Annotated in this window: 24 protein-coding genes; 14 read left to right on the forward strand and 10 right to left on the reverse strand. The window is 72.9% G+C overall.

Annotation, left to right across the window (positions count from 1 at the left end; all coding sequences use genetic code 11):
- Positions 1-412: 412 nt before the first annotated feature.
- On the reverse strand, positions 413-829 hold the full coding sequence (locus AB0D99_RS07755) for a cupin domain-containing protein (protein WP_362358166.1): 417 nt from the start codon (positions 827-829) through the stop codon (positions 413-415).
- 70 nt (positions 830-899) lie between these two features.
- Here AB0D99_RS07755 and AB0D99_RS07760 point away from each other — a divergent pair, with 70 nt between their 5' ends.
- The gene (locus AB0D99_RS07760) at positions 900-1,883 is read left to right on the forward strand and encodes a helix-turn-helix domain-containing protein (protein WP_362358083.1); all 984 of its coding nucleotides are present in this window, start codon (positions 900-902) and stop codon (positions 1,881-1,883) included.
- Positions 1,884-1,920: 37 nt separating this feature from the next.
- On the opposite strand, the gene AB0D99_RS07765 is transcribed toward AB0D99_RS07760, so the two are convergent.
- A complete protein-coding gene (locus tag AB0D99_RS07765; protein WP_362358085.1) occupies positions 1,921-2,505 on the reverse strand; it encodes a nucleosidase in 585 nt (194 codons plus the stop codon).
- 78 nt (positions 2,506-2,583) lie between these two features.
- Here AB0D99_RS07765 and AB0D99_RS07770 point away from each other — a divergent pair, with 78 nt between their 5' ends.
- Entirely contained in the window at positions 2,584-2,787 is a 204-nt protein-coding gene (locus AB0D99_RS07770; protein WP_362358088.1) for a cold-shock protein, read from the forward strand.
- Between the two features lie 300 nt (positions 2,788-3,087).
- Here AB0D99_RS07770 and AB0D99_RS07775 read toward each other — a convergent pair whose 3' ends face one another.
- From AB0D99_RS07775 to AB0D99_RS07790, 4 genes are all read right to left on the reverse strand, one after another.
- Positions 3,088-3,456, reverse strand: a complete 369-nt coding sequence (locus AB0D99_RS07775; protein ID WP_362358090.1) for a hypothetical protein — start codon at positions 3,454-3,456, stop codon at positions 3,088-3,090.
- A 79-nt stretch (positions 3,457-3,535) separates the two neighbouring features.
- Positions 3,536-3,745, reverse strand: a complete 210-nt coding sequence (locus AB0D99_RS07780) for a DNA-binding protein (protein ID WP_362358092.1) — start codon at positions 3,743-3,745, stop codon at positions 3,536-3,538.
- A 24-nt stretch (positions 3,746-3,769) separates the two neighbouring features.
- Positions 3,770-5,143, reverse strand: coding sequence for a VWA domain-containing protein (locus AB0D99_RS07785; protein WP_362358094.1), 1,374 nt, complete (start codon positions 5,141-5,143; stop codon positions 3,770-3,772).
- Complete coding sequence (locus AB0D99_RS07790) at positions 5,140-6,009, reverse strand: MoxR family ATPase (RefSeq protein WP_362358096.1); 870 nt, start codon at positions 6,007-6,009, stop codon at positions 5,140-5,142. Before AB0D99_RS07790 ends, AB0D99_RS07785 begins: the two co-directional genes overlap by 4 nt.
- A gap of 372 nt (positions 6,010-6,381) precedes the next feature.
- Here AB0D99_RS07790 and AB0D99_RS07795 point away from each other — a divergent pair, with 372 nt between their 5' ends.
- The 3 genes from AB0D99_RS07795 (at position 6,382) to AB0D99_RS07805 (ending at position 8,968) form a co-directional block, all read left to right on the forward strand.
- Positions 6,382-7,575, forward strand: a complete 1,194-nt coding sequence (locus tag AB0D99_RS07795) for a PP2C family protein-serine/threonine phosphatase (protein ID WP_362358098.1) — start codon at positions 6,382-6,384, stop codon at positions 7,573-7,575.
- A gap of 183 nt (positions 7,576-7,758) precedes the next feature.
- Complete coding sequence (locus AB0D99_RS07800; RefSeq protein WP_362358167.1) at positions 7,759-8,358, forward strand: hypothetical protein; 600 nt, start codon at positions 7,759-7,761, stop codon at positions 8,356-8,358.
- Between the two features lie 235 nt (positions 8,359-8,593).
- A complete protein-coding gene (locus AB0D99_RS07805; protein WP_362358100.1) occupies positions 8,594-8,968 on the forward strand; it encodes a luciferase family protein in 375 nt (124 codons plus the stop codon).
- A gap of 28 nt (positions 8,969-8,996) precedes the next feature.
- Here AB0D99_RS07805 and AB0D99_RS07810 read toward each other — a convergent pair whose 3' ends face one another.
- A complete protein-coding gene (locus AB0D99_RS07810; RefSeq protein ID WP_362358102.1) occupies positions 8,997-9,485 on the reverse strand; it encodes a PaaI family thioesterase in 489 nt (162 codons plus the stop codon).
- Between the two features lie 107 nt (positions 9,486-9,592).
- On the opposite strand from AB0D99_RS07810, the gene AB0D99_RS07815 reads away from it, so the two are divergent.
- The 3 genes from AB0D99_RS07815 (at position 9,593) to AB0D99_RS07825 (ending at position 11,736) form a co-directional block, all read left to right on the forward strand.
- On the forward strand, positions 9,593-10,066 hold the full coding sequence (locus tag AB0D99_RS07815; RefSeq protein ID WP_362358104.1) for a helix-turn-helix domain-containing protein: 474 nt from the start codon (positions 9,593-9,595) through the stop codon (positions 10,064-10,066).
- 76 nt (positions 10,067-10,142) lie between these two features.
- The gene (locus AB0D99_RS07820) at positions 10,143-11,021 is read left to right on the forward strand and encodes a YhjD/YihY/BrkB family envelope integrity protein (RefSeq protein ID WP_362358106.1); all 879 of its coding nucleotides are present in this window, start codon (positions 10,143-10,145) and stop codon (positions 11,019-11,021) included.
- A gap of 214 nt (positions 11,022-11,235) precedes the next feature.
- Positions 11,236-11,736, forward strand: a complete 501-nt coding sequence (locus AB0D99_RS07825; protein WP_362358108.1) for an NUDIX hydrolase — start codon at positions 11,236-11,238, stop codon at positions 11,734-11,736.
- Between the two features lie 46 nt (positions 11,737-11,782).
- On the opposite strand, the gene AB0D99_RS07830 is transcribed toward AB0D99_RS07825, so the two are convergent.
- A complete protein-coding gene (locus tag AB0D99_RS07830; RefSeq protein ID WP_362358109.1) occupies positions 11,783-12,304 on the reverse strand; it encodes a hypothetical protein in 522 nt (173 codons plus the stop codon).
- 173 nt (positions 12,305-12,477) lie between these two features.
- Between AB0D99_RS07830 and AB0D99_RS07835 the strand changes: the two genes are divergently transcribed.
- The 3 genes from AB0D99_RS07835 to AB0D99_RS07845 all read left to right on the forward strand — a co-directional run bounded on the left by AB0D99_RS07835 (position 12,478) and on the right by AB0D99_RS07845 (position 14,653).
- Entirely contained in the window at positions 12,478-12,696 is a 219-nt protein-coding gene (locus tag AB0D99_RS07835) for a hypothetical protein (RefSeq protein WP_362358110.1), read from the forward strand.
- A 57-nt stretch (positions 12,697-12,753) separates the two neighbouring features.
- On the forward strand, positions 12,754-13,251 hold the full coding sequence (locus AB0D99_RS07840; protein ID WP_362358111.1) for a peptidylprolyl isomerase: 498 nt from the start codon (positions 12,754-12,756) through the stop codon (positions 13,249-13,251).
- A 256-nt stretch (positions 13,252-13,507) separates the two neighbouring features.
- On the forward strand, positions 13,508-14,653 hold the full coding sequence (locus tag AB0D99_RS07845; RefSeq protein ID WP_362358112.1) for an epoxide hydrolase family protein: 1,146 nt from the start codon (positions 13,508-13,510) through the stop codon (positions 14,651-14,653).
- Between the two features lie 148 nt (positions 14,654-14,801).
- Here AB0D99_RS07845 and AB0D99_RS07850 read toward each other — a convergent pair whose 3' ends face one another.
- Entirely contained in the window at positions 14,802-15,059 is a 258-nt protein-coding gene (locus tag AB0D99_RS07850; protein WP_362358113.1) for a type B 50S ribosomal protein L31, read from the reverse strand.
- A 181-nt stretch (positions 15,060-15,240) separates the two neighbouring features.
- Between AB0D99_RS07850 and AB0D99_RS07855 the strand changes: the two genes are divergently transcribed.
- Complete coding sequence (locus AB0D99_RS07855) at positions 15,241-15,456, forward strand: hypothetical protein (protein WP_362358114.1); 216 nt, start codon at positions 15,241-15,243, stop codon at positions 15,454-15,456.
- Between the two features lie 18 nt (positions 15,457-15,474).
- On the opposite strand, the gene AB0D99_RS07860 is transcribed toward AB0D99_RS07855, so the two are convergent.
- Positions 15,475-17,973, reverse strand: a complete 2,499-nt coding sequence (locus AB0D99_RS07860; RefSeq protein ID WP_362358115.1) for a SpoIIE family protein phosphatase — start codon at positions 17,971-17,973, stop codon at positions 15,475-15,477.
- Positions 17,974-18,181: 208 nt separating this feature from the next.
- On the opposite strand from AB0D99_RS07860, the gene AB0D99_RS07865 reads away from it, so the two are divergent.
- Positions 18,182-18,946, forward strand: a complete 765-nt coding sequence (locus AB0D99_RS07865) for an alpha/beta hydrolase (RefSeq protein ID WP_362358116.1) — start codon at positions 18,182-18,184, stop codon at positions 18,944-18,946.
- Positions 18,947-19,021: 75 nt separating this feature from the next.
- Positions 19,022-19,291, forward strand: coding sequence for a hypothetical protein (locus AB0D99_RS07870; protein ID WP_362358117.1), 270 nt, complete (start codon positions 19,022-19,024; stop codon positions 19,289-19,291).
- The last annotated feature ends 1 nt before the right edge of the window (position 19,292 follow it).

Here is a 19,292-nt window from a genome sequence, read left to right on the forward strand (position 1 = left end):
TCGCTTCAGCTTAGGCAGGCGACCTTCCGGACTGTCAAGAACGTGTGTCCGCGGGTGCGATGGGAAGCGACGGAGGCGGCTCGCCGGGCCGAACCGATGCCCTCCTCCGACGCCGCGCCACGCGTCCCGGCCGATCCGCCCCTCCCTGCGGGGCGGATCGGCGACGACGCGCATCGGCGACCGGGCCTTCCGTGGCGCGTTCCCGGTGCGAGGCGGTCGGGCTCCCTTTGGCCGGTGGGAACAGCCCGGCCCCCGGTAGCTGGTGCGAAGCAGCCCGGCCCCCGGCGGCTGGTGGAAAGCGGTCAGGCCCCGGCGGTTGGTGGATAGCAGTTCGGCCCCCGGGGCCGGTGGGAAGCGGCCCGGCTCCCGGTGGCCGGTCCACATCGGCCCCGTTCCCTTTGACCGGTGTGTGTCAGTCCTGCGGTGCGGTCGCGACGGCGCCGAGCGCGTGGCCCGTCGTCGCGTCGACGTGGTCCGGGATCTCGTCGTGGCGGTCTCCGACCGACAGCGTGCCCGTGGGCTCGAAGAGCAGGATCGACGCGCCCGACGGGGCGTACGGGCGGTGCTCCACGCCCCTGGGGACCGTGAAGACCGAACCGCGCGGCAGCGACACCGTGCGCTCCACGCCCTCCTGCCGCAGCGAGATGTGCAGCTCGCCCTCGATCACGAGGAAGAACTCGTCGGTGTCGTCGTGCGCATGCCACACGTGCTCGCCCGCCACCTTCGCCACGCGCACGTCGTAGTCGTTGACCTGCGTCACGATGCGCGGACTCCACAGGTCCTCGAACGAGGCGAGCGCCGCCGACAGGGCCACGGGGTCACTGTTCAGAGAGGTCTTCTGGCTCATACGGCCATCCTGTGCCCTGATCGCGACCCGGCGCGAGTGCTAGAAAGAGCACATGCCGCAAGGATCCTCTCACGCGTCGCCGCATCGCGTCGTCGTGATCGTCGACGCCAACTCCAACCCCTTCGAACTGGGCTGCGCCACCGAGGTCTTCGGTCTGCGCCGCCCCGAACTGGGCCGCGAGCTGTACGATTTCCGGCTCTGCTCGCCCGAGCCGCGCACGTCGATGCGGGACGGCTTCTTCACCCTCTCGGACGTCGCGGGGCTCGACGCGGCCGACACCGCGGACACGCTGATCGTCCCCAACCGCCCGGACGTCGAGGTCCCGCGCCGGCCCGCCGTGCTCGACGCGATCCGGCGCGCCCACGCCCGCGGAGCCCGCCTCATCGGCTTCTGCAGCGGCGCCTTCACCCTCGCGGAGGCCGGCGTCCTCGACGGCCGGCGCGCCACCGCCCACTGGCAGTGGGCGGACTCCTTCCGCGCCCGATTCCCCTCCGTGCACCTCGAACCGGACGTCCTCTTCGTCGACGACGGCGACATCCTCACCGCCGCCGGCAGCGCAGCAGCGCTCGACCTCGGACTCCACGTCGTCCGCCGCGACCACGGCGCCGAGGTCGCCAACTCGGTCAGCCGCCGGCTCGTCTTCGCCGCCCACCGTGACGGCGGGCAGCGGCAGTTCGTGCGGCGCCCGGTCCCCGACACCCCCGACGAGTCCCTGGCCCCGCTGCTCGCCTGGGCCCAGGAGCGCCTCGGCTCACCCCTGACCGTCGCCGGCCTCGCCGCCCGCGCGGCGGTCAGCCCGGCCACGCTGCACCGCCGGTTCCGCGCCCAGCTCGGTACGACCCCGCTGGCCTGGCTCACCGGTGAGCGGGTGGCCCTGGCCTGCCGTCTGATCGAGCGCGGCGAGTCCCGGCTCGATGTCGTCGCCCGCAGCAGCGGCCTGGGCACGTCGGCCAACCTGCGGGCCCTGATGAACCGCGAGACGGGACTCTCCCCGTCGGCGTACCGCCGCCGCTTCGGTCCGGCGGCGGCGGGCTGACCCCGGGCCCTGAGGCGGCGGCCCGAGGCACGGACCTTCAGGAGCGGTACGGAGTGTGGGCCTCGGCCCACTCCGCGAGCGCCCGCGCACAGTCCGCGACCGACTCGCGCCAGGTCCTGGCCGCGCCGTCGCCGGCCTCGTCGCTCACGTGCTTGACGATCCGGATCGGTACCCCGGCCAGACCCGCGGCGACCGCCAGGGCGTAGCCCTCCATGTCGACCAGCGGGGCCCGCGCGGCCAGCCTGGCCCGGGCCGCCTCGTCGGAGATGAAGGCGTCGCCGGTCGCCAGGATCACGTCACCGCCGTCCGGGAGCGCGAGCGGCTCCCCGTACGTCTCACCGGTCAGCGTCGCCAGCAGCTCGCCGTCGAGATCGTGCTGGATCACCGTGCCGACGACGTGCGTGCCCGTCCACCCCGGGCGCAGCGCCCCGGCGGTCCCCAGATTGACGACACCGGAGGGGCGGGTGCCGCGGCCCAGCACGGCCGCCAGCGAGGTCGCCGCGTTCACCTTGCCCATACCGGTCAGCAGGATCGGCAGATCCGTGTCCAGGAACTGCGCCTCCTCCTTGACGGCCAGGACGAGCAGGGGGCGGCCGGGGGTGATCTCTCCGATGAGTTCCATGCGCCCACGCTACCTGCTGGGATTTCCCACCCGTACGGAGAGACGATGGAGGTGTCCCCGTTCGCCGAGGAGATCGCCATGGCAACCGGAACAGTGAAATGGTTCAACGCGGAGAAGGGCTTCGGCTTCATAGCCCAGGACGATGGTGGCCCGGACGTCTTCGTCCACTACTCGGCCATCACCGGCACCGGATACCGCGAACTCCAGGAGGGACAGAAGGTCGAGTTCGACGTCGTCCAAGGCCCGAAGGGACCCCAGGCGGAACGCGTAGCCGCGGCCTGAGGACCCCCGCGCACCGGCCGTGACGTGCGGGTTTCCGTAGACCCGCCCGACGCGTCGCCGTGGGGCCGGGGACTCGCCGTCGCACGCGCATACCCCAGCGGAGTAACCGCCCGGCGGAGCACCGCCACGAGGCCGAACTGCAACCGCTCCGGCTGCCCGCCGGGCCGCTCGGGCGCCCGTTCGCGGCACCGCGTCGCCCGCCCGCGCGACCGTCCCGCTCGTGCCCGCCCGCGCCCGCGCCTGCTCGTGCCGGTGCCCCGGCCCGGCCCTGACGGCGAGCCGCGCGCTCGGGGCCGTCCCTCAGGGAAGCCGGTCCGTGGGGACGTGCGGCCGGAGTTCTCGTACGGCTCGGTCCGGATCCGGGTCGGAGACGGCGAGGCGGCCGTAGGGGGCATCGCGGCGCAGCTCGACGCAGACCACCGGTGTGCCCGGCTCGACCACGGCGAAGTCCTCCCCGTCGGGCAGGAGACGCGTGCCCACGCACAGGCGGTCGGGGATCCAGAGCCCCCGGCCGCGCGACCCCCGGAGGGCGCGCCACCAGTCGGGCTCGACCCGCACCTCGCGCAGCGCGGTCAGCGGCACACGGACCTGTCCACGGCGCGCGGCCAGCCTCTCGCGCAGGGAGAGGCGTACGACGATGTCGTCGCCCTCGACCGTCACCCGAGCCATCACGCCTCACCGCCGCCCGTCACGACACGTCTCCTTCCATGATCGGGCCGTCGGTGGGTGGCTGCGAGGCGGCTGAGCGTCAGCCGAGCGACAGTCCGCGTTCCTCCAGGCTCTCCTGGATCACCCGCAGCGCCTTCGGGCCCACGCCGTGCAGCGCCAGCAGTTCGGTCCTGGGCACTCCGGCGAACTGTTCGAGCGTGGTGTAGCCGGCGGCGGTGAACGCCCGTGTGGCAGGGGCTCCGATGCCGCGCGGAAGGTCCGTGCCCGGTGACTCGTTCGGCTTCGTCATGCCGCGATGGTGCCACGCCGGGCGTCAGACCGGCAGGAGCCGCCCGATCAGTTCGCCCAGCTGCCGCGCGTTGCGGCACGGGTGCATCTCCACCAGCTCGGCGTAGGTGAGCGCGACCGAGTCCCCGGTCGACCAGAGCGAGGGCTGCTCCGGGTTGAGCCAGTGGACCCGGCGGGCCCGGTCCGCGATCAGCTTCAGCGCCGGCAGGTTGGGGTCGCTCATGTTCGTCCGGGCGTCGCCGAGGACGAACACGGCGGTGCGCGGGCCGACGGCGTCGGCGTACCGCTCGGCGAACTCGCCCAGTGCCGTCCCGTAGTCGCTCTGCCCGTGCCAGCCGGTCAGTTCGGCCTTTTCGAGGATGCGGGCGCCCAGGCCGGCCGGATCGGCCGCGCCCCGCGCGATCAGATCCGTCACCTCGTCGACCCTGTTGACGAAGGCGAACACCCGGACCCTGCTGAACTGGTCGTGCAGGGCCTGGACCAGCAGCATCGTGAAGTTCGCGAACCCCGCGACGGATCCCGAGACGTCGCAGAGCAGGACGAGCTCGGGCCGGCCGGGACGGCGGCGCCGCAGCACGGGCCGCATCGGGACGCCGCCGGTCGACAGCGAGCCGCGCAACGTCCGCCGCAGATCGATCCGGCCCCGCGCGGCGCGCCGTCGCCGGGCCGCGAGACGGGTGGCCAGCTTCCGGGCCAGCGGCCGCACCGTCGTGCGCAGTTCCTCCAGCTGGGCGCGGCCCGCGAGCAGGAAGTCGACGCTGTCCGCGGTGCCGGCGACGGCTCGCCGCGCGACCCGGTCCCGGCCCTGGCGCTCGGCGACCCGCCGACGGGACTCGGTCCGGACCCGCTCGCGGAACGCCTCGATGCGCCGCCGGATCTCGTCGTCCGTCAGCCGGTCGGTGAAGTCGGGGCCGTCCGCCGCGGCCTCCCGGAGCATGGCCCGTACGCGCGCGAGCAGGGTCTCGGGACGGAGCCGGGCGAGGGTCTGGTACGAGGACCAGCCGTCGGAGCCCGGCGTCGAACCGTAGCCGCCGAGGCCGCCCACGGCCTCGCCCGCGAGCCGGGTCAGGGCCGGGCGGTCGTCGGCGGCGAGCGCGGCTGCCAGCCGCTCCCTCAGTGCGGCCGTGTCGAACTCCTCGGCCGCGGCCCGCTCCTCGGGGCCGGCGGTGAGCGGGAAGTACAGGTCGAAGACGCGGTCGAACAGAGCGCGGTGCGCCTCCTTGTGGAGCAGGGTGGCCGCGAGCGCCTCCCGCATCCGCTCCCGGTCGGTGAAGCCGACCGCCTCCAGGGCCCGGCCCGCGTCCACGCTCTCGCCCGTACCGATGGACAGGCCGTGGTCGCGCAGGGCGTGCACCAGACCGGTGAGCCGGTCCGGCACGCCCGCCGGCGGGGTGCTCACACCGCGTCCAGGTCGAGCTTGGCCGCCGCCTTCTGGATGTCGTCCCGATGCTTGAGGATCACGCCCAGGCTGTCGCGCACCACGGTCTCGTCGAGCGTGTCGGCGCCCAGGGCGAGCAGGGTACGGGCCCAGTCGATCGTCTCCGCCACCGACGGCGCCTTCCGCAGGTCCATCGCGCGCAGCGCGCCGACCACCCGCACCACGGAGGTCGCGAGGGTCTGGTCGAGCCCCGGCACCTTCGTGGTCACGATCCGTCGTTCCAACTCCTCCTCGGGGAAGCCGATGTGCAGGAAGAGACAGCGGCGGCGCAGCGCCTCGGAGAGCTCGCGGCCCGCGTTGGAGGTCAGGACGACGAAGGGCCGGCGGGTGGCGGTGATCGTGCCGAGTTCGGGGACGGTGATCTGGAAGTCGCTGAGCACCTCCAGGAGCAGCCCCTCGATCTCGATGTCGGCCTTGTCGGTCTCGTCGATGAGGAGGACCGTCGGGTCGGCCGAGCGGATCGCGGTGAGGAGCGGGCGGGGGAGCAGGAACTCCTCGCTGAAGATGTCCGTGCGCGTCTCGTCCCAGGACTCGTCGCGGCCCGCGGTGATGCGCAGCAGCTGCTTCGCGTGGTTCCACTCGTAGAGGGCGCGGGACTCGTCGACCCCTTCGTAGCACTGGAGCCGGACGAGGCGGGCGTCCGCGACCTGGGCGACGGCCTTGGCCAGCTCGGTCTTGCCGACCCCCGCGGGACCCTCGACGAGGAGCGGCTTGCCGAGCCGGTCGGCGAGGAAGACGGTGGTGGCGACGGCGGGCGAGGCCAGGTAGCCGGTGGCGGCGAGCCGCTCGGCGACGTCGTCGACGGAGGTGAAGTACCCGGTGGTCATCGGTGGTTCTCCCCGGAGCCGCGGAATCTCGTACTGGCCAGTAGCCAGAAACGTACTCGATCAGCTCGCGGCGCTGTCCACAACCGCCCGGACCGCAAGTGCGGCCAAGGTCACCGGAGTCGGGGGCGATACGGGGGTTACGGGCGATACGGACAGGGCGCCGTGCGCGAAGCCGAGGGGCCCACCGGGGGGAATCCCGCGATGGTCGGACAAGATCGCCGACGCGGCGTAGCGTGGCGGCGGAAGTTCTGGTGATGGGGTCACGGAATGTGATGGACTCCCGGTCCGGCCGGTGTGACGCGCGGGCGCGTCGCAGCGCTGGTCCAATGGAATGTGTGCGCTGCTCGGGGCCGTGGCGGCGGTGGAGGTGTCTTGTCGGAGCGAGCGGGGGAACTGGCCTCCCTGGTCGAGGAGCACGCGGCTGTCCTGGCCCGGTTGAAGGCCACGACGGACGCGATCGGGGAGATCGGCTCGCACCACGACGAACAGGGCATCTGCGCGGACCTGGCCGCCTTCCTCTGCCGTCACGGGTACGAGGCGGCCGCCGTGGACGTACGGTCCGAGGAAGGGCCCGGCTGGGCGCGTGCCGCCGTCGCCGGGGACCCTGAGCTGGTCCACCGCGTGGAGCCGCGCCACGATCCGGAGCCCCGGACGTACACGGACGTCGCTCCCGGCGGTGGCGCCGTACGGGTCGTGTCGGCGCCGCTGGAGTGGCACGGCCGGGTCATCGGGTCCGTGGGCGCCGTCAGCGTGCGGGCCACCGCCCCGACGGAGCACGAGAGGGCCACCGTCCACGACGCCGCCCGCCTCGCCGCGGTCCATCTCGGCCACGCCCGCAGGCTCGACGCCACCGAGCGGACCGCCTTCCACCTCCAGCAGGCCCTCGTCGCGGAACCCGGCCGGCCGCACCCCAACCTGGAGGTCTCCGGCCGCTACCTGCCGGTCGGCGCCAGGACGCTGGTGGGCGGCGACTGGTTCGAGACGGTACGGCTCCACTTCGGGCGCAGCCTGCTCGTCGTCGGCGACGTGATGGGGCACGGCCTCGACGCGGCCGTCGACATGAACGCGTACCGCTCGGCGCTGCGCGACGTTGCCTCCACGGACCTGCCGCCCCACCGGGTCCTGCGCCAGCTCGACACCGTCGTCGCCGACGACGGCGGGCTGCGGCCCGCGACCTGTCTGCTGGTCCAGGTCGACCCGGCGCGCGGCTCCGCCACCTTCGCCAGCGCCGGGCATCTGCCACCCGTGATCTTCGCCGCCGACGGCTCCGCCGACCTCGTCGAGCTCCCCGTCGGCCCGCCGCTGGGCACCGGAGTCGGCGGCTACGAACCCGTCACCCGCGCGATCGCCCCCTCCGACACCCTCGTCCTCTTCACGGACGGGCTGGTGGAGCGGCGCGGCGAGGACATCGACGTCTCGCTCGCCCGGCTGTCCACCCTCCGGCTCCGTCCCGGCTCCGGCCCCGAGGAGCTCGTGGAGGAGGTCCTCCAGCGCCTCGACGCCCACCACGCCGAGGACGACGTCGCCGTCCTCGCGGCCCGCCTCCGCGAACGCCACGCGCCGTAGCGGGGCAGGCCGCCACGACCGGCGGGGTCCGGTCACCCGAACGCCCCGGCCCGGGTGCGCCCCGGCGGGCCAGGCCGTCGCATGGAGCCGGGAGGCGGGTCCACCCGGGCTCGCCCATGCCCGGCGAGCCCACGCGGGCCCCGCGCCGGGCACGACGAAGGGACCGCTGTGTACGTGCGCACGATGTATGCGACAGGAGATCCGGCCGGACTCGCCGCCGCCGTCGACGCGACCGCTTCCGAAGGCCGCGCACTGGTGTCGGAGCTACCGGGATTCCGGGGCATGGGGCTCTTCGTCGACCGCGAACTCGGCAAGCTCCTGACGGCGACCTGGTGGGACGACGAGAAGTCCCGGCGGGAGAGCGACGAGCGGCTGCGCGAGCGGCGGGCGGTCGAGCTCGCTCCGTTCGCCCGGACCGCGGCCGTCGACAACTGGGAGGCGGCGGTCGCCAAGCCTCCGCGGTCCGTCGGACCCGGGGCGTGGCTCCGGCTGGCACGGCTGGAGTTCGACCCCGCCGACACGGACCTCCTGACGACCTTCTTCCGGGACGTGGCACTGCCCCGACTCGAATCCCTGACCGGCTTCCTGGGCGGCTCCCTGCTCGTCGACCGTGCGCAGGGGCGGGCGACCGTGGGCGTCGTCTGGAGCGACCGGGACACGCTGGCGGCCTCCCGCGCGGGCGTCGCGGCGCTCAGGGGCGAGGCCGGCGAGCGGGCGCGCGTGATCACGCGGAGCATCGAGGAGTTCGAGGTCGTCTTCGCCGGTGTCACCCCGCCGTCCTGACCGCGCACACGACCACCGCGCACGAGGCCGGAATCGCGCCATCCGAGCGCGTCATGACGGGCGCGGCCCGCCCCCTCACGGACCGTGCCGGAGCTCCCGAACAACCCTCTTTACGAGGCGCTTTGTGAGCCCCTGCGCGCCGTGCGTCACCAGGGACGTATCGGTTTCACGCCTCGGCGCGATTCTTTTCCCCGGACGCTTGTGCAAGGCCCTCCGCCCCGGCACGCTCCTGGGTATGAACACAGCCCGGCACGCCGGTGAACGACTGATGAGCTGGCCCTCGCTGGTCCCCGGCCGCACCCCGTGCGGCGCCGAACTCGGACTGGGTACCCCGACACAGGACATCGTGCACTTCCACGGCGAGCACGAGGCCGACGTCCACCTCACCCGAGCCATGATCGCCAAACTGCGCCCCGCCCTGCTCGGCTCCAGTGCCGTCCGACTGCGCGCCGGATCGGGCTGGGTGACGGTCCGTCTGGACACGGGCTCCGACATCGACCTCCTGGCGACGCTCGTCAGCGCCGCCCTCCAGGCGTCCACCCGGCTCCAGGACGCCGCACCCGACGGCTGCACCCGCACCCGAACCTGCCTCACCTCCCGACCCGCCTGAAACGCACGCCGCCGGGGAGGCGACCGCGTCACCCCGTCGGGAACAGCATGCACGTGCTCGTGGCGTGGCCGAGGAGGCGGTCGGAGGAGTCGTAGAGCCCCGCCTCTGCGAGCGCCGTGCGGCGGCCCTGGCTGATCACGGTGCCGATCGCGCGGATCTTCCCCGTGTCCACGGTGATCGGGCGCAGGAAGCGGGTCGACAGGTCCAGCGAGGTGTACGCCATGCCCTGGGGGAGCGTCGAGTGCACGGCGCACCCCGCGGCCGAGTCCAGCAGCGTCGCGTACACGCCCCCGTGCACGCTGCCGATCGGGTTGTAGTGCTCCTCGGCCGGTTCGAAGCCGAAGACCGCGCGGCCGTGCTCCACCTCCTCCAGCGAGAAGCCCATCAGGGCCCCGAGCGGAGCGCCCGGAAGGCGGCCGGCGGCGATCTCCCGCAGGAAGTCCAGACCCGCCATCGTCCCCGCCGCGCTCGCGGTGGCCGCGGCGTCCTCCCACTCGACCGTGCGTGACCGCTTCATGCCCGTTCCGTTCCCTCGTCCGACCGCGCCACCTGGCTGCGAAGATCGAAGCTAGCCCCGTCGTCAGCTGACTGTCAACGACGAAGCCAGCTCGGTAGAGTGTGGCGATGAAGTGGCTGGAGACGGACACCGCGAACTGCTCGGTAGGCCGTACGCTCGACGTGGTCGGCGAGAAGTGGTCCCTGCTCATCGTCCGTGACGCCTTCAACGGCGTGCGCCGGTACGAGGAGTTCCGCCGCCACATCGGCCTGTCCGAGGCCGTGCTCGCCGACCGGCTGCGCAAGCTGACGGCCGCCGGCGTCCTGCGCGCCGAGCCCTACCGCGAGCCCGGGGCCCGTACCCGCTCCGAGTACCGGCTCACGCCCAAGGGGCGTGATCTGTGGCCCGTCCTGCTCGCGCTCAAGCAGTGGGGCGACGCGCACGCCGCCGACCCCGAAGGGCCCTCCCTCGACATCCGGCACGCCGGCTGCGGCGCGCCCGTCCGTGTCGTCGTCGAGTGTCAGGGAGAGGAGCACGCCACCCTCGGCCCGCGTGACGTGTCCGTCCGTCCGGGCCCCGGCGCCCGGCCGCTCACCCGCTGAAACCCGCGCCCCTCGCGTTCCCTCGTTCGGCCGCATGACGGAGGGGTCCGGGCGCCCGGCGGGTACTCCCCGTGACATGCCCTCCACTCCCGGTGCGCCCCACGACGGAGCCCCCCACGAGCACGGCCATTGGTTGCACCGGCTCCATCGGTCCGTCCTGACCTCGGTCGTCGGACTCGCCTGGAACCGGGGGCGCGAGGTGGAGCTCATGCACCGCGCGATGGGCTTCGCGGCGCTCAGCCTGCTCACCCTCGTCCCCCTCCTCATCGTCGTCGCCGCCGCCGACCTCGCCAGCGGCCAGGGCTTCGCCCGCTGGCTCGTCGAGGGACTCGGCGTCTCGGAGGTGTCGCAGGAGGAGATCGAGCGGCTCTTCGGCCAGCCGGGAGCGGCCCTGCAGGGCACCACGGCCTTCGGTCTCGCCGCCCTCGCCGCGTTCGGCGTGACCTTCGGATCCGCCGTGCAGACCGGCTACGAACGGGTCTGGGACCTGCCCACCGCCCGCTGGCACACCATGTGGCGCCACGTGGTCTGGCTCGCGGTCCTCATCGCCGCCCTCCTGATCTTCGTCGAGGCGCCCGAGAACGGATCGAGGACCATCACCGTCTTCGTCGCCGTCGGCGACATCATCGGCGCCTTCCTGTTCTTCTGGTGGTCCCAGCGATTCCTCCTGTGCGGCCGCATCCGCTGGAGAGCGCTCGTCCCCGGGGCCGTCTGCACCGCCCTCGGACTGTTCGGGCTGCGGATCTTCTCCCAGTACGTCTTCTCCCCGCTGATCGCCTCCAACGCGGTGACGTACGGTCAGTTCGGCACCGTCCTCGTGCTGCAGTCCTGGCTCGTGGGCGTCGGCTTCGTCGTCTACGGAGCGGCCCTCGTCGGACGCCTGATCCACGAACACCTGGTCCTGCGCAGGATCGACCGGCTGCCGGGCGAACTTCCGCACGACGAGTCCGGCTGACGGCGGTGCCCGCCCCCGCTCAGCCGGTGCGCCGCCGCCGTCGTGATCACGGCGCCGGCCGGCGCATGCGACCGGGCGGCATCGTCGCGTACGGGCGGACCCGGAGGTTCCGTGATCACACCATCCGGTGACGCACCCCCGGCACGCCGGATGCGGACTCCCGCGACCGATTGGATGGACGTGTTCCATCCGTCCGTCGAAAGAGAGCCGCCCCATGGCGAACACCTGGCTGCCGCCCGCCGAGTACATCGCGACGCTGCCGAGAGCGACGGCGTACGCCTGCCTGTACTTCACGGACACCGACGGCCGGCCGTTCCAGTTGCGCGCCACCTACCGCTCCGAGCTGTGGCAGTGGCCGGGCGGCAACATGGACCCCGGTGAGACCCCGTGGGAGACCGCCGTGCGCGAGTGCCACGAGGAGACCGGGATCGTCTTCGAGGGGGAGCCGCGGCTGCTCGGCACCCACTTCGTGTCCGACCGCGGCGACGAGTGGCCGGCCAACCACATCGGTTTCATCTTCGACGGGGGCGTCCTGACGGACGAGCAGTTGGCCGGTGTCGTGCTCGACCCGGCCGAGCACAGCGAGTTCCGCCTGCGGACCCTGGCCGAGTGGCGGCGGGAGATGACGGCGGACAGCTTCGCACGGCTCGTCGAGATCGACCGCGCCCGCCGTTCCGGCACGACGGTCTACGTGGAGACCGGCGCCGGCCTCTGAGGTCCGGGCGGGGCCGTCACCGCGGCGGCCCCGCCCGGCTCCTTTCTCAGGCCCGGCAACCGACCGGGTGCTTGATGTCGAGCACGAAGCGCTCGGGGGAGTGGAGCGTGAAGGTCTTGTAGCTCGGCTTGGTGTCGAAGGCCGCCCCGATGGTCACCACGCCCTCGAAGTCCCCGGTCAGGGCGACGCCCTTCAGCACGGGCAAGGAGATCTTGACGAGCCGGGGGCCCTGGTAGACGGACCGGCCGGAATCGTCGTGGGCCGCGGCGGGTGAGAACCGGATCTCCAGGAAGTACTTCCCCTTGAGCGGAACGCGCTCGCCCGAGCCGTCGTAGTGCAGTGCGCCGACCGGGGTCACCGTGACCGGGGGCATCGCGCCCCGGACGTCGACGACGAGCCGGTCGAACGAGGGGTGCCCGCCCCAGCGGGCGTTGACCACCAGGGCGGTCGAGGGCGGTGCGGTCGCCCGGGACCGGTCCGTGGAGGCGCCGGCGGGGATCGTGGCACCGATCCCGGCGGCCAGAAGAATGCCGGCGGCCACAGCCGCGAGGCTCTGACGATGAAGCATGACGTCCCCCATTCCTGCCTGTACGGGGACAGTGGTGTCACTGGGAAAGACATCCACCACAACCATACGGTTGCGGCTGTTTCATAGGGATTTACGGTGATATGAACTTCGCGTTCTGTCTCACCTGGAACGCAGGCCGTAACCCGCCGGGCCTCTCGGCAGTTGACCAGGGCATGAAGAAGCGCAGCATGCTCGCCATCGCCTCCCTCGCCGCCGGTGTCGTCACGGCCCTCGTCACCCCGCCGCCGCACGCCTCGGCGGCCGACCACGGCGCGACCGGCACCACCGGTCTCCTGCAGAACGACAACCCGGTCGCCCCCCTCCTGGACGGGGCCGCCCCGCACGTGAGCGACGCCCTGCCCCAGACGCCGGACGCCGGCGGCCTGCTGTAACCCTCCGATGGGCAGCCCGTGCGCGCGCTGCGTGAGCGGGAATGACAGGATGTCCCCATGAGCAACAACGTGTACTTCGACATCACGATCAACGACGAGCCGGCCGGCCGGATCGTCTTCAAGCTGTTCGACGAGGTCGTCCCGAAGACGACGAAGAACTTCCGTGAGCTCGCCACCGGCGAGCACGGCTTCGGCTACGCCGGTTCCCCGTTCCACCGCGTCATCCCCGAGTTCATGCTCCAGGGTGGCGACTTCACCAACGGCAACGGCACCGGCGGCAAGAGCATCTACGGCGAGAAGTTCGCCGACGAGAACTTCGAGCTGAAGCACGACCGTCCGTACCTGCTGTCGATGGCGAACGCGGGCCGCAACACCAACGGCTCCCAGTTCTTCATCACCACCGTGCTGACCCCGTGGCTCGACGGCAAGCACGTCGTCTTCGGCGAGGTCGTCGAGGGCCAGGACCTGGTCAAGAAGATCGAGGGCCTGGGCTCCCGCTCCGGTGCGACCAGCGCCAAGATCTTCGTCTCCGCTTCCGGCGTCGTCGAGGGCTGAGCCGTACCGGTTCGCACACCGCCCCCGTGAGGGGATCCGCCCGGCCGTTCCCGCGCATCATGCCGCGGGGACGGCCGGACGGCGTTTACCGGGATGCGCCGCTCCGGCGCTGCCGGTACGGTCGGAGCACACGCCGAACCAGGAGGTGAGCCCGCATGTACGACGACCCGCACATCGAACGGGCCCTCCGCGTCGCGTCCTTCTGAACCACGCACCGGGAGCGCCCGTCGGCCGAGCACTCCTGAGCGAAGGAACCATGACCGTCACACCTTTCCGGATCTCCGTGTCCGACGACGTCCTGCACGACCTGCGTCACCGCCTGAACCGCACCCTCTTCACCGAACCCTCCGACTCCACGTACTGGGCGGCCGGGGCCGACCCCGGGCATCTGCGCGAGCTCGTCGCCCACTGGGCGGACGGATTCGACTGGGCCAAGGCGGAGGCGGTCCTCAACACCTATCCGCACCACCTCGCCCAGGTGGCCGGGCGACCGGTGCACTACGTCCATCTGCGCGCCCGCCGAACCGGGCACGGCCGGGAGCCGCTGCCCCTGATCCTCACCCACGGCTGGCCGAGCAGCTTCGTGGAGATGCTGCGCGTGGCCGACCTGCTCGCCGACCCGGCAGCCCACGGCGGCGACCCCGCCGACGCCTTCGACGTCGTCGTCCCCTCCCTGCCCGGCTTCCTCTGGTCCGCGCTGCCCGCGGGGCCCTTCACCCGCCGAGGGGTCGCCGAGACCTGGCACACGCTGATGACCCGAAACCTCGGGTACGAGCGCTTCGGCGCCTTCGGCGGGGACATCGGCGGTGGCGTGACACAGTGGCTCGGCGCCCTGTACCCCGGCGAGGTCGCCGGAGTCCACATCACCTCCGCCGTCGTCACCGGGGACTTCGAGGCGCACCCGCCGACCCCCGAGGAACGTGCCTACCTCGACGCGCTCGCCGTCCACGACGAGGCCGACCAGGGCTACAGCGAGATCATGTGCACCCGGCCCGACACCATCGCCGCCGCCCTGCGGGACTCACCCGCCGGACTCCTCGCCTGGATCGCCGACAAGTACCGCGACTGGAGCGACTGCTCGGGCGACCTCGAGTCCCGCTGGGACCGGGACACGCTGCTGACGGTCGCCACCCTGTACTGGGCCACCGGCACCATCGGTTCGTCGTTCCGGCAGTACTACGACTACCACCACAACCGGGCGGTCCCGCCCGTCGAGGTCCCCGCCGCGGTGACCCTGAGCCATGAACCGGCCTACGCGGACTTCCCCCGGAGCCTCGCCGAGCGCACCTTCCGCGATCTGCGGCACTGGAACACCCCGCGCCGTGGCGGCCACTTCATGGCCCATGAGGAGCCCGAGCAGGTGGCCGCCGAACTGCGGGACTTCTTCCGCCCGTTGAGGTGAGAGAAGGGTTCGCGGAGGAGCGTCGGCGCCCGGCAGGCAAGGCCCGCGCGCCGGCGCCTCCGCGAACCCGTACCGGGACAGGACGCGTGTCGGTGCCTCCGCGAATCCGTACCGGGTCACGACGCGTGTCGGCGTCGGCGGCGCCGGATCAGGACTCCTCGCCGCCCTCGCCGTAGCGGCGCTCGAACCTGGCGACACGGCCCTCGGAATCCACCGTGCGGGCCTTGCCCGTGAAGAACGGGTGGCTCTCGGAGGAGATCTCGACGTCGACCACCGGATAGGTCTGCCCGTCGTCCCACTCGATGGTCTCCTCGCTGCTCGCCGTGGACCGCGTCAGGAACGCGAACCCCGCGGAGCGGTCGCGGAAGACCACCGGACGGTACTCGGGCTGCTTGTCCTGCTGCACTCTTCCTCCTCGGGCTGCCTGTTCGATGGGCCCAGCCTCGTCGGGACGGGCCCGGCCGACCAGCGCCGCGGGGCCGACCGGGTGAGGCCGCCGCCGGCGTTCCCGTGTGATCGCTCCCGGAGTAGGCTGGTGCGACGGCGACGTCCGGGGGGACGGCGCGGCGACGTGGGGGGAGCCCGTCTTGACCTCGATCCTCGTGTTCTTCGGTGTGCTGGGCGCGCTCGCCGTGCTGCTCATCGCGAAGTTGCTGCGCCGGGGGAGCGGCCGGACCGAGAACGCCGACGGCCTTCTCATCGAGCAGGCGCGGCGCCACCGGGCACGCGACGACCGCACGTCGTACTCCTCCTTCTCGGCCCACAACGCACCACCGAACCAGACCGACAGCTACCGCTTCTGACCTCCGCGGTACGGCCGTTCAGTCCGTCCAGCGAGCGGCGAGCAGGACGGCGATGTCGTCCGGCCGGTCGGTGGCCTGGCGGGCGTCGCGGATCAGCCGGTCGGCCGTCTCCGTGAGGGGGATCTGACCCGTCACGGAGAAGGTCCGGCGCAGCCACTCGACCCCTTCGTCGATGTCGTGGCCGGGACGCTCCACCAGGCCGTCGGTGTACAGGGCGAGGACCGCTCCCGGGTCCAGAGTCAGCTCCGTGACCGGGTACCTGGCATCGGCGTCGATCCCCAGCACCAGGCCGCCGGCGAGCTCCAGCACCTCCGCCCTCCCGTCCGAGTGCCGCAGCAGGGGCTGCGGATGTCCCGCCCGGACGGCCTCGGCGGCGCCCGTCGTCGGGTCGAGCACCACGTAACAGCAGCTGGCGAACTGCCCGGGATCGAGGTCGATCAACAGCCGGTTGGTGCCCATCAGCACATCCTCCGGCGCATGACCGCCGAGGGCGAAGGCCCGTACCGCGCTGCGCAGTTGCCCCATGGTCGCCGCCGCGGCGACACCGTGGCCCTGGACGTCGCCGACCACGAGGGCCAGCAGCCCGCGCCCCGTCTCGACCACGTCGTACCAGTCCCCGCCCACGTCCATGCCCTGCGTGCCGGGCAGATACCGCGCCACGGTGTCGACATGGTCGCGGACCGGCAGCCGGGCCGGGAGCAGCGCGTCCTGCAGCCCCCGGGCGAGGGCCGACTCGCTGTCGTACCGCCGGGCCCGCTCCAGAGCCTGGGCGATGAGGCCGGCCAGCGCCGTCAGGACCGTGCGCTCCTCCGGACTGAAGCCGCGCGGCCGGTCGAAGCCGAGAATGCACGAGCCGACCGGCCGCCCCGAGGCGATCAGGGGAAGGAAGGCCCGGGCGCCCGAGAGGGAGTCCAGCGGAAGCCCCGGATAGGCGCGGCTCATCTGCTCGATCGACTCGAAGAACAGCGGCCGGCCGGTCGTGAGCGACTCGACACCGGGCAGGTGGGCATCCAGCCCGACACCGTCGAAGGGCTCCAGGAACCCCGGCGGGAACCCGGTCTCCCACGCCAGGTACAGATGCCGTTCGCTCAGCAGGTAGATGGCCAGTTGCCGGCCCCCGAACGCGGGCAGCAGCTCGTCGGTGACCACCGCCGACACCTGGCGGGCCGTGACCGCCTCGGTGAGCGCGATCGCGAGCGCCACCGGCCGGTACAGCGCCGACGCCCGGTCCGCGGGAGAACCGAGACCGGCATCGGGGTTGGCGACCGATCCGGGCTGGTAGGCCGGGTCGGTCTCGGGGAGCAGCACCATCGTGACGCCGTCGTGGCCGGGATAGAGCGAGACCGAGAGCCACTCCTCCGCCGGGACATGGGCGAGGAAGTGGACGGGCTCGTCGGAGAGCAGGGCGGCGCGCAGATGCTCCTCGTACCCCGGGTTGTTGAACCACGGCAGGGCCTCCCACACGGTCAGCCCGGCGAGGGACGCACGGGGCTTGCCGAGGAGGGCCTCGGTCAGATGGTTCACATAGGTGATCCGGCCCAGGCGGTCGATGGCGACGATGGCGCGGGGCAGCCGGTCGGTGGCGTCGGAACCGACAAGGCCGGTGCCGAGGTCGACGAGCGAGCCCTTCAGCCGTCCCGGGCGGTCGCCCGCCGCGCGGGCGGAGATCTCCAGGAGGTGGAGCCCGCCGTCGGGTCCTTTGAGCCGGATCCGGCGCGCCATCTGGGCACCCGACTCGGCCGCGCGGCGGGCCATCGTCCACAGCGCGGCGCTGTCCTCAGGAGCCAGCCGCGCGGTGAGCGCCTCCATGGTCCCCGGCAGGGCAGAGGGGTCGTCCTCGCCGATGATGGCCCGCAGCCCGGCGTCGGCGGTGACCGTTCCGGTGGTCAGATCCCAGTCGAAGTAGCCGATCCGTACCGGCTTGGTGCCGCCCGAGGGGAGCTGGACGCACACCGGTTCACCGGGCCACTCGACGAGAACACCGGTGTCGGAGAGGTCCGCGAGGGCGTCCCCGAGCCGGCGGGCCTCCCGTGCCAGGCGCATCCGGTCCCGGGTGTTCACCGGCACGCCCGGGCTCGGCGCGCGCAGTACGACGAGCACGCCGAAGCGTTCCCTGCCGCTGACGACCGGCGCGTACAGGGATCCGAACGGGAAGGGCAGGCTCGCCACCAGCTGCGGGAACTGCCGCATCGCCTCCTCGACGTCGGCGAGGTGGACCGGCTGGCCCGAGCGGTGGGCCTCGGCGACCGGGAACGGGCGGTTCACGTGCATGCGCCACCAGGGCCGGAACAGCGGGCCCGGGAGTCCCGCGAGCACCGCCATGCGCAGCAGGTCCGGTGTCCCGGAGCGCAGATAGACCCCGCCCGCGTAGCCGCCGACCGCCTCGATCGTCCGGAGCGTGCCCTCGGCCAGGACCAGCGGCAGGGCGTCGAGCAGCTCCCCGTCGGTCTGCGCGCTCCCGGGGACGTACCCGGTCCCGGCCGACGGGGCAGGGCCGGCCGCGCCGTGCGACGTCACACAGTCAGCATGCTCCCGGGCCGCGTGGCCCCGCATCTCGGGGTGATCGCGGGGCGCGCCCGCCTGGGCACACCCGGTCACGCCCGCCGTGCCGCCGTGCGCCCGGCCGGGAGCGTTGACCCGGTCGCCGCGGCTCGCGACACTCGATCGTCGGCGCCGAACGGACCGCGTCGGCGCGACGGCACCCACCTTCTGACCAGGGGGCATCATGACGGGCCAGGTTCTTCCGTACGACATCGAGGGAAGCGGGCCCCGGCGGGCCCTGGTGCTGCACAACTGGTTCGGTGACCGCACGAGCTTCGACGCGCTGCGCCCCCATCTCGACGGCGACACCGGAACGTACGCGTTCCTGGACTGCCGCGGGTACGGAGAGGCGATCGACACCGAGGGCGCGTTCACGATGGACGAGGTCGCCGCGGACGCGCTGGCCGTCGCCGACGAACTGGGCTGGGACGCGTTCACCGTGATCGGCCACTCGATGGGCGCCAAGGCGGCGCAGCTGATGCTGCTCGACGCCCCCACGCGGGTCCGCTCCCTCATCGGCATCTCGCCGGTCTCCGCCGCCGGCTTCCCCCTCGAAGGCGAGAGCTGGGAGCTGTTCGCCGGGGCCGCGGAGGATCCCGCCGCCCGCAGGGTCATCATCGACACGACCACGGGCGGCCGCTACGACGCGGCCTGGCTGGACCCGCTGGTGAAGCGCTCGGTGGAGCGCTCCTCGGCGAGAGCCTTCCGCGCCTATCTCGACTCCTGGTCCCGCACCGACTTCCACCACCGCGTCAAGGACAATCCGGCCCCCGTCCTGCTCGTCGTCGGCGCCCACGATCCGGCGCTGGGCGCCGAGGCGATGGCGGCCGGCTGGCTCCGCTGGTACCCGAACGCCCGGCTGGAGGTCCTCGCCGAGGCCGGCCACTACGCCCCTGAGGAGAGCCCGCCGGCGCTGGCCAAGGCGATCGAGGACTTCCTCGCCCGCTGATACGGGCCCGACACCGCCCCGGCCGGTGCGTTTCCGGCCGGGGTGCGCGAGCATGGACGGCGAGAGGCAGGTGCCATGGAGCCGTCCGTGCTGACCGCGGTGGTCGCCGCCGCGGCGCTCGTGTGCCGGGCGGCGGTGCTGGAGATGCGTACGCCCGGCGCGGGCCGACGCGCCTGGGCGTTCGCCACCGACCGGCGGGCGCTCGGGGCGGGAGCGGGGGCGGCCTGCGCGCTCGGCGCGGTGGGCTGGGCGACCGTCGGCGGAGCCGAGGTCGTCGTGTGGGCCGTGCTGGCGGGGATCATCGTCGCCTCGCTGACGGCCGAGCGGCGCCCGCCGGGGGAGTGAC

This window comes from Streptomyces sp. NPDC047971, assembly GCF_040653355.1.
Lineage (GTDB): Bacteria > Actinomycetota > Actinomycetes > Streptomycetales > Streptomycetaceae > Streptomyces.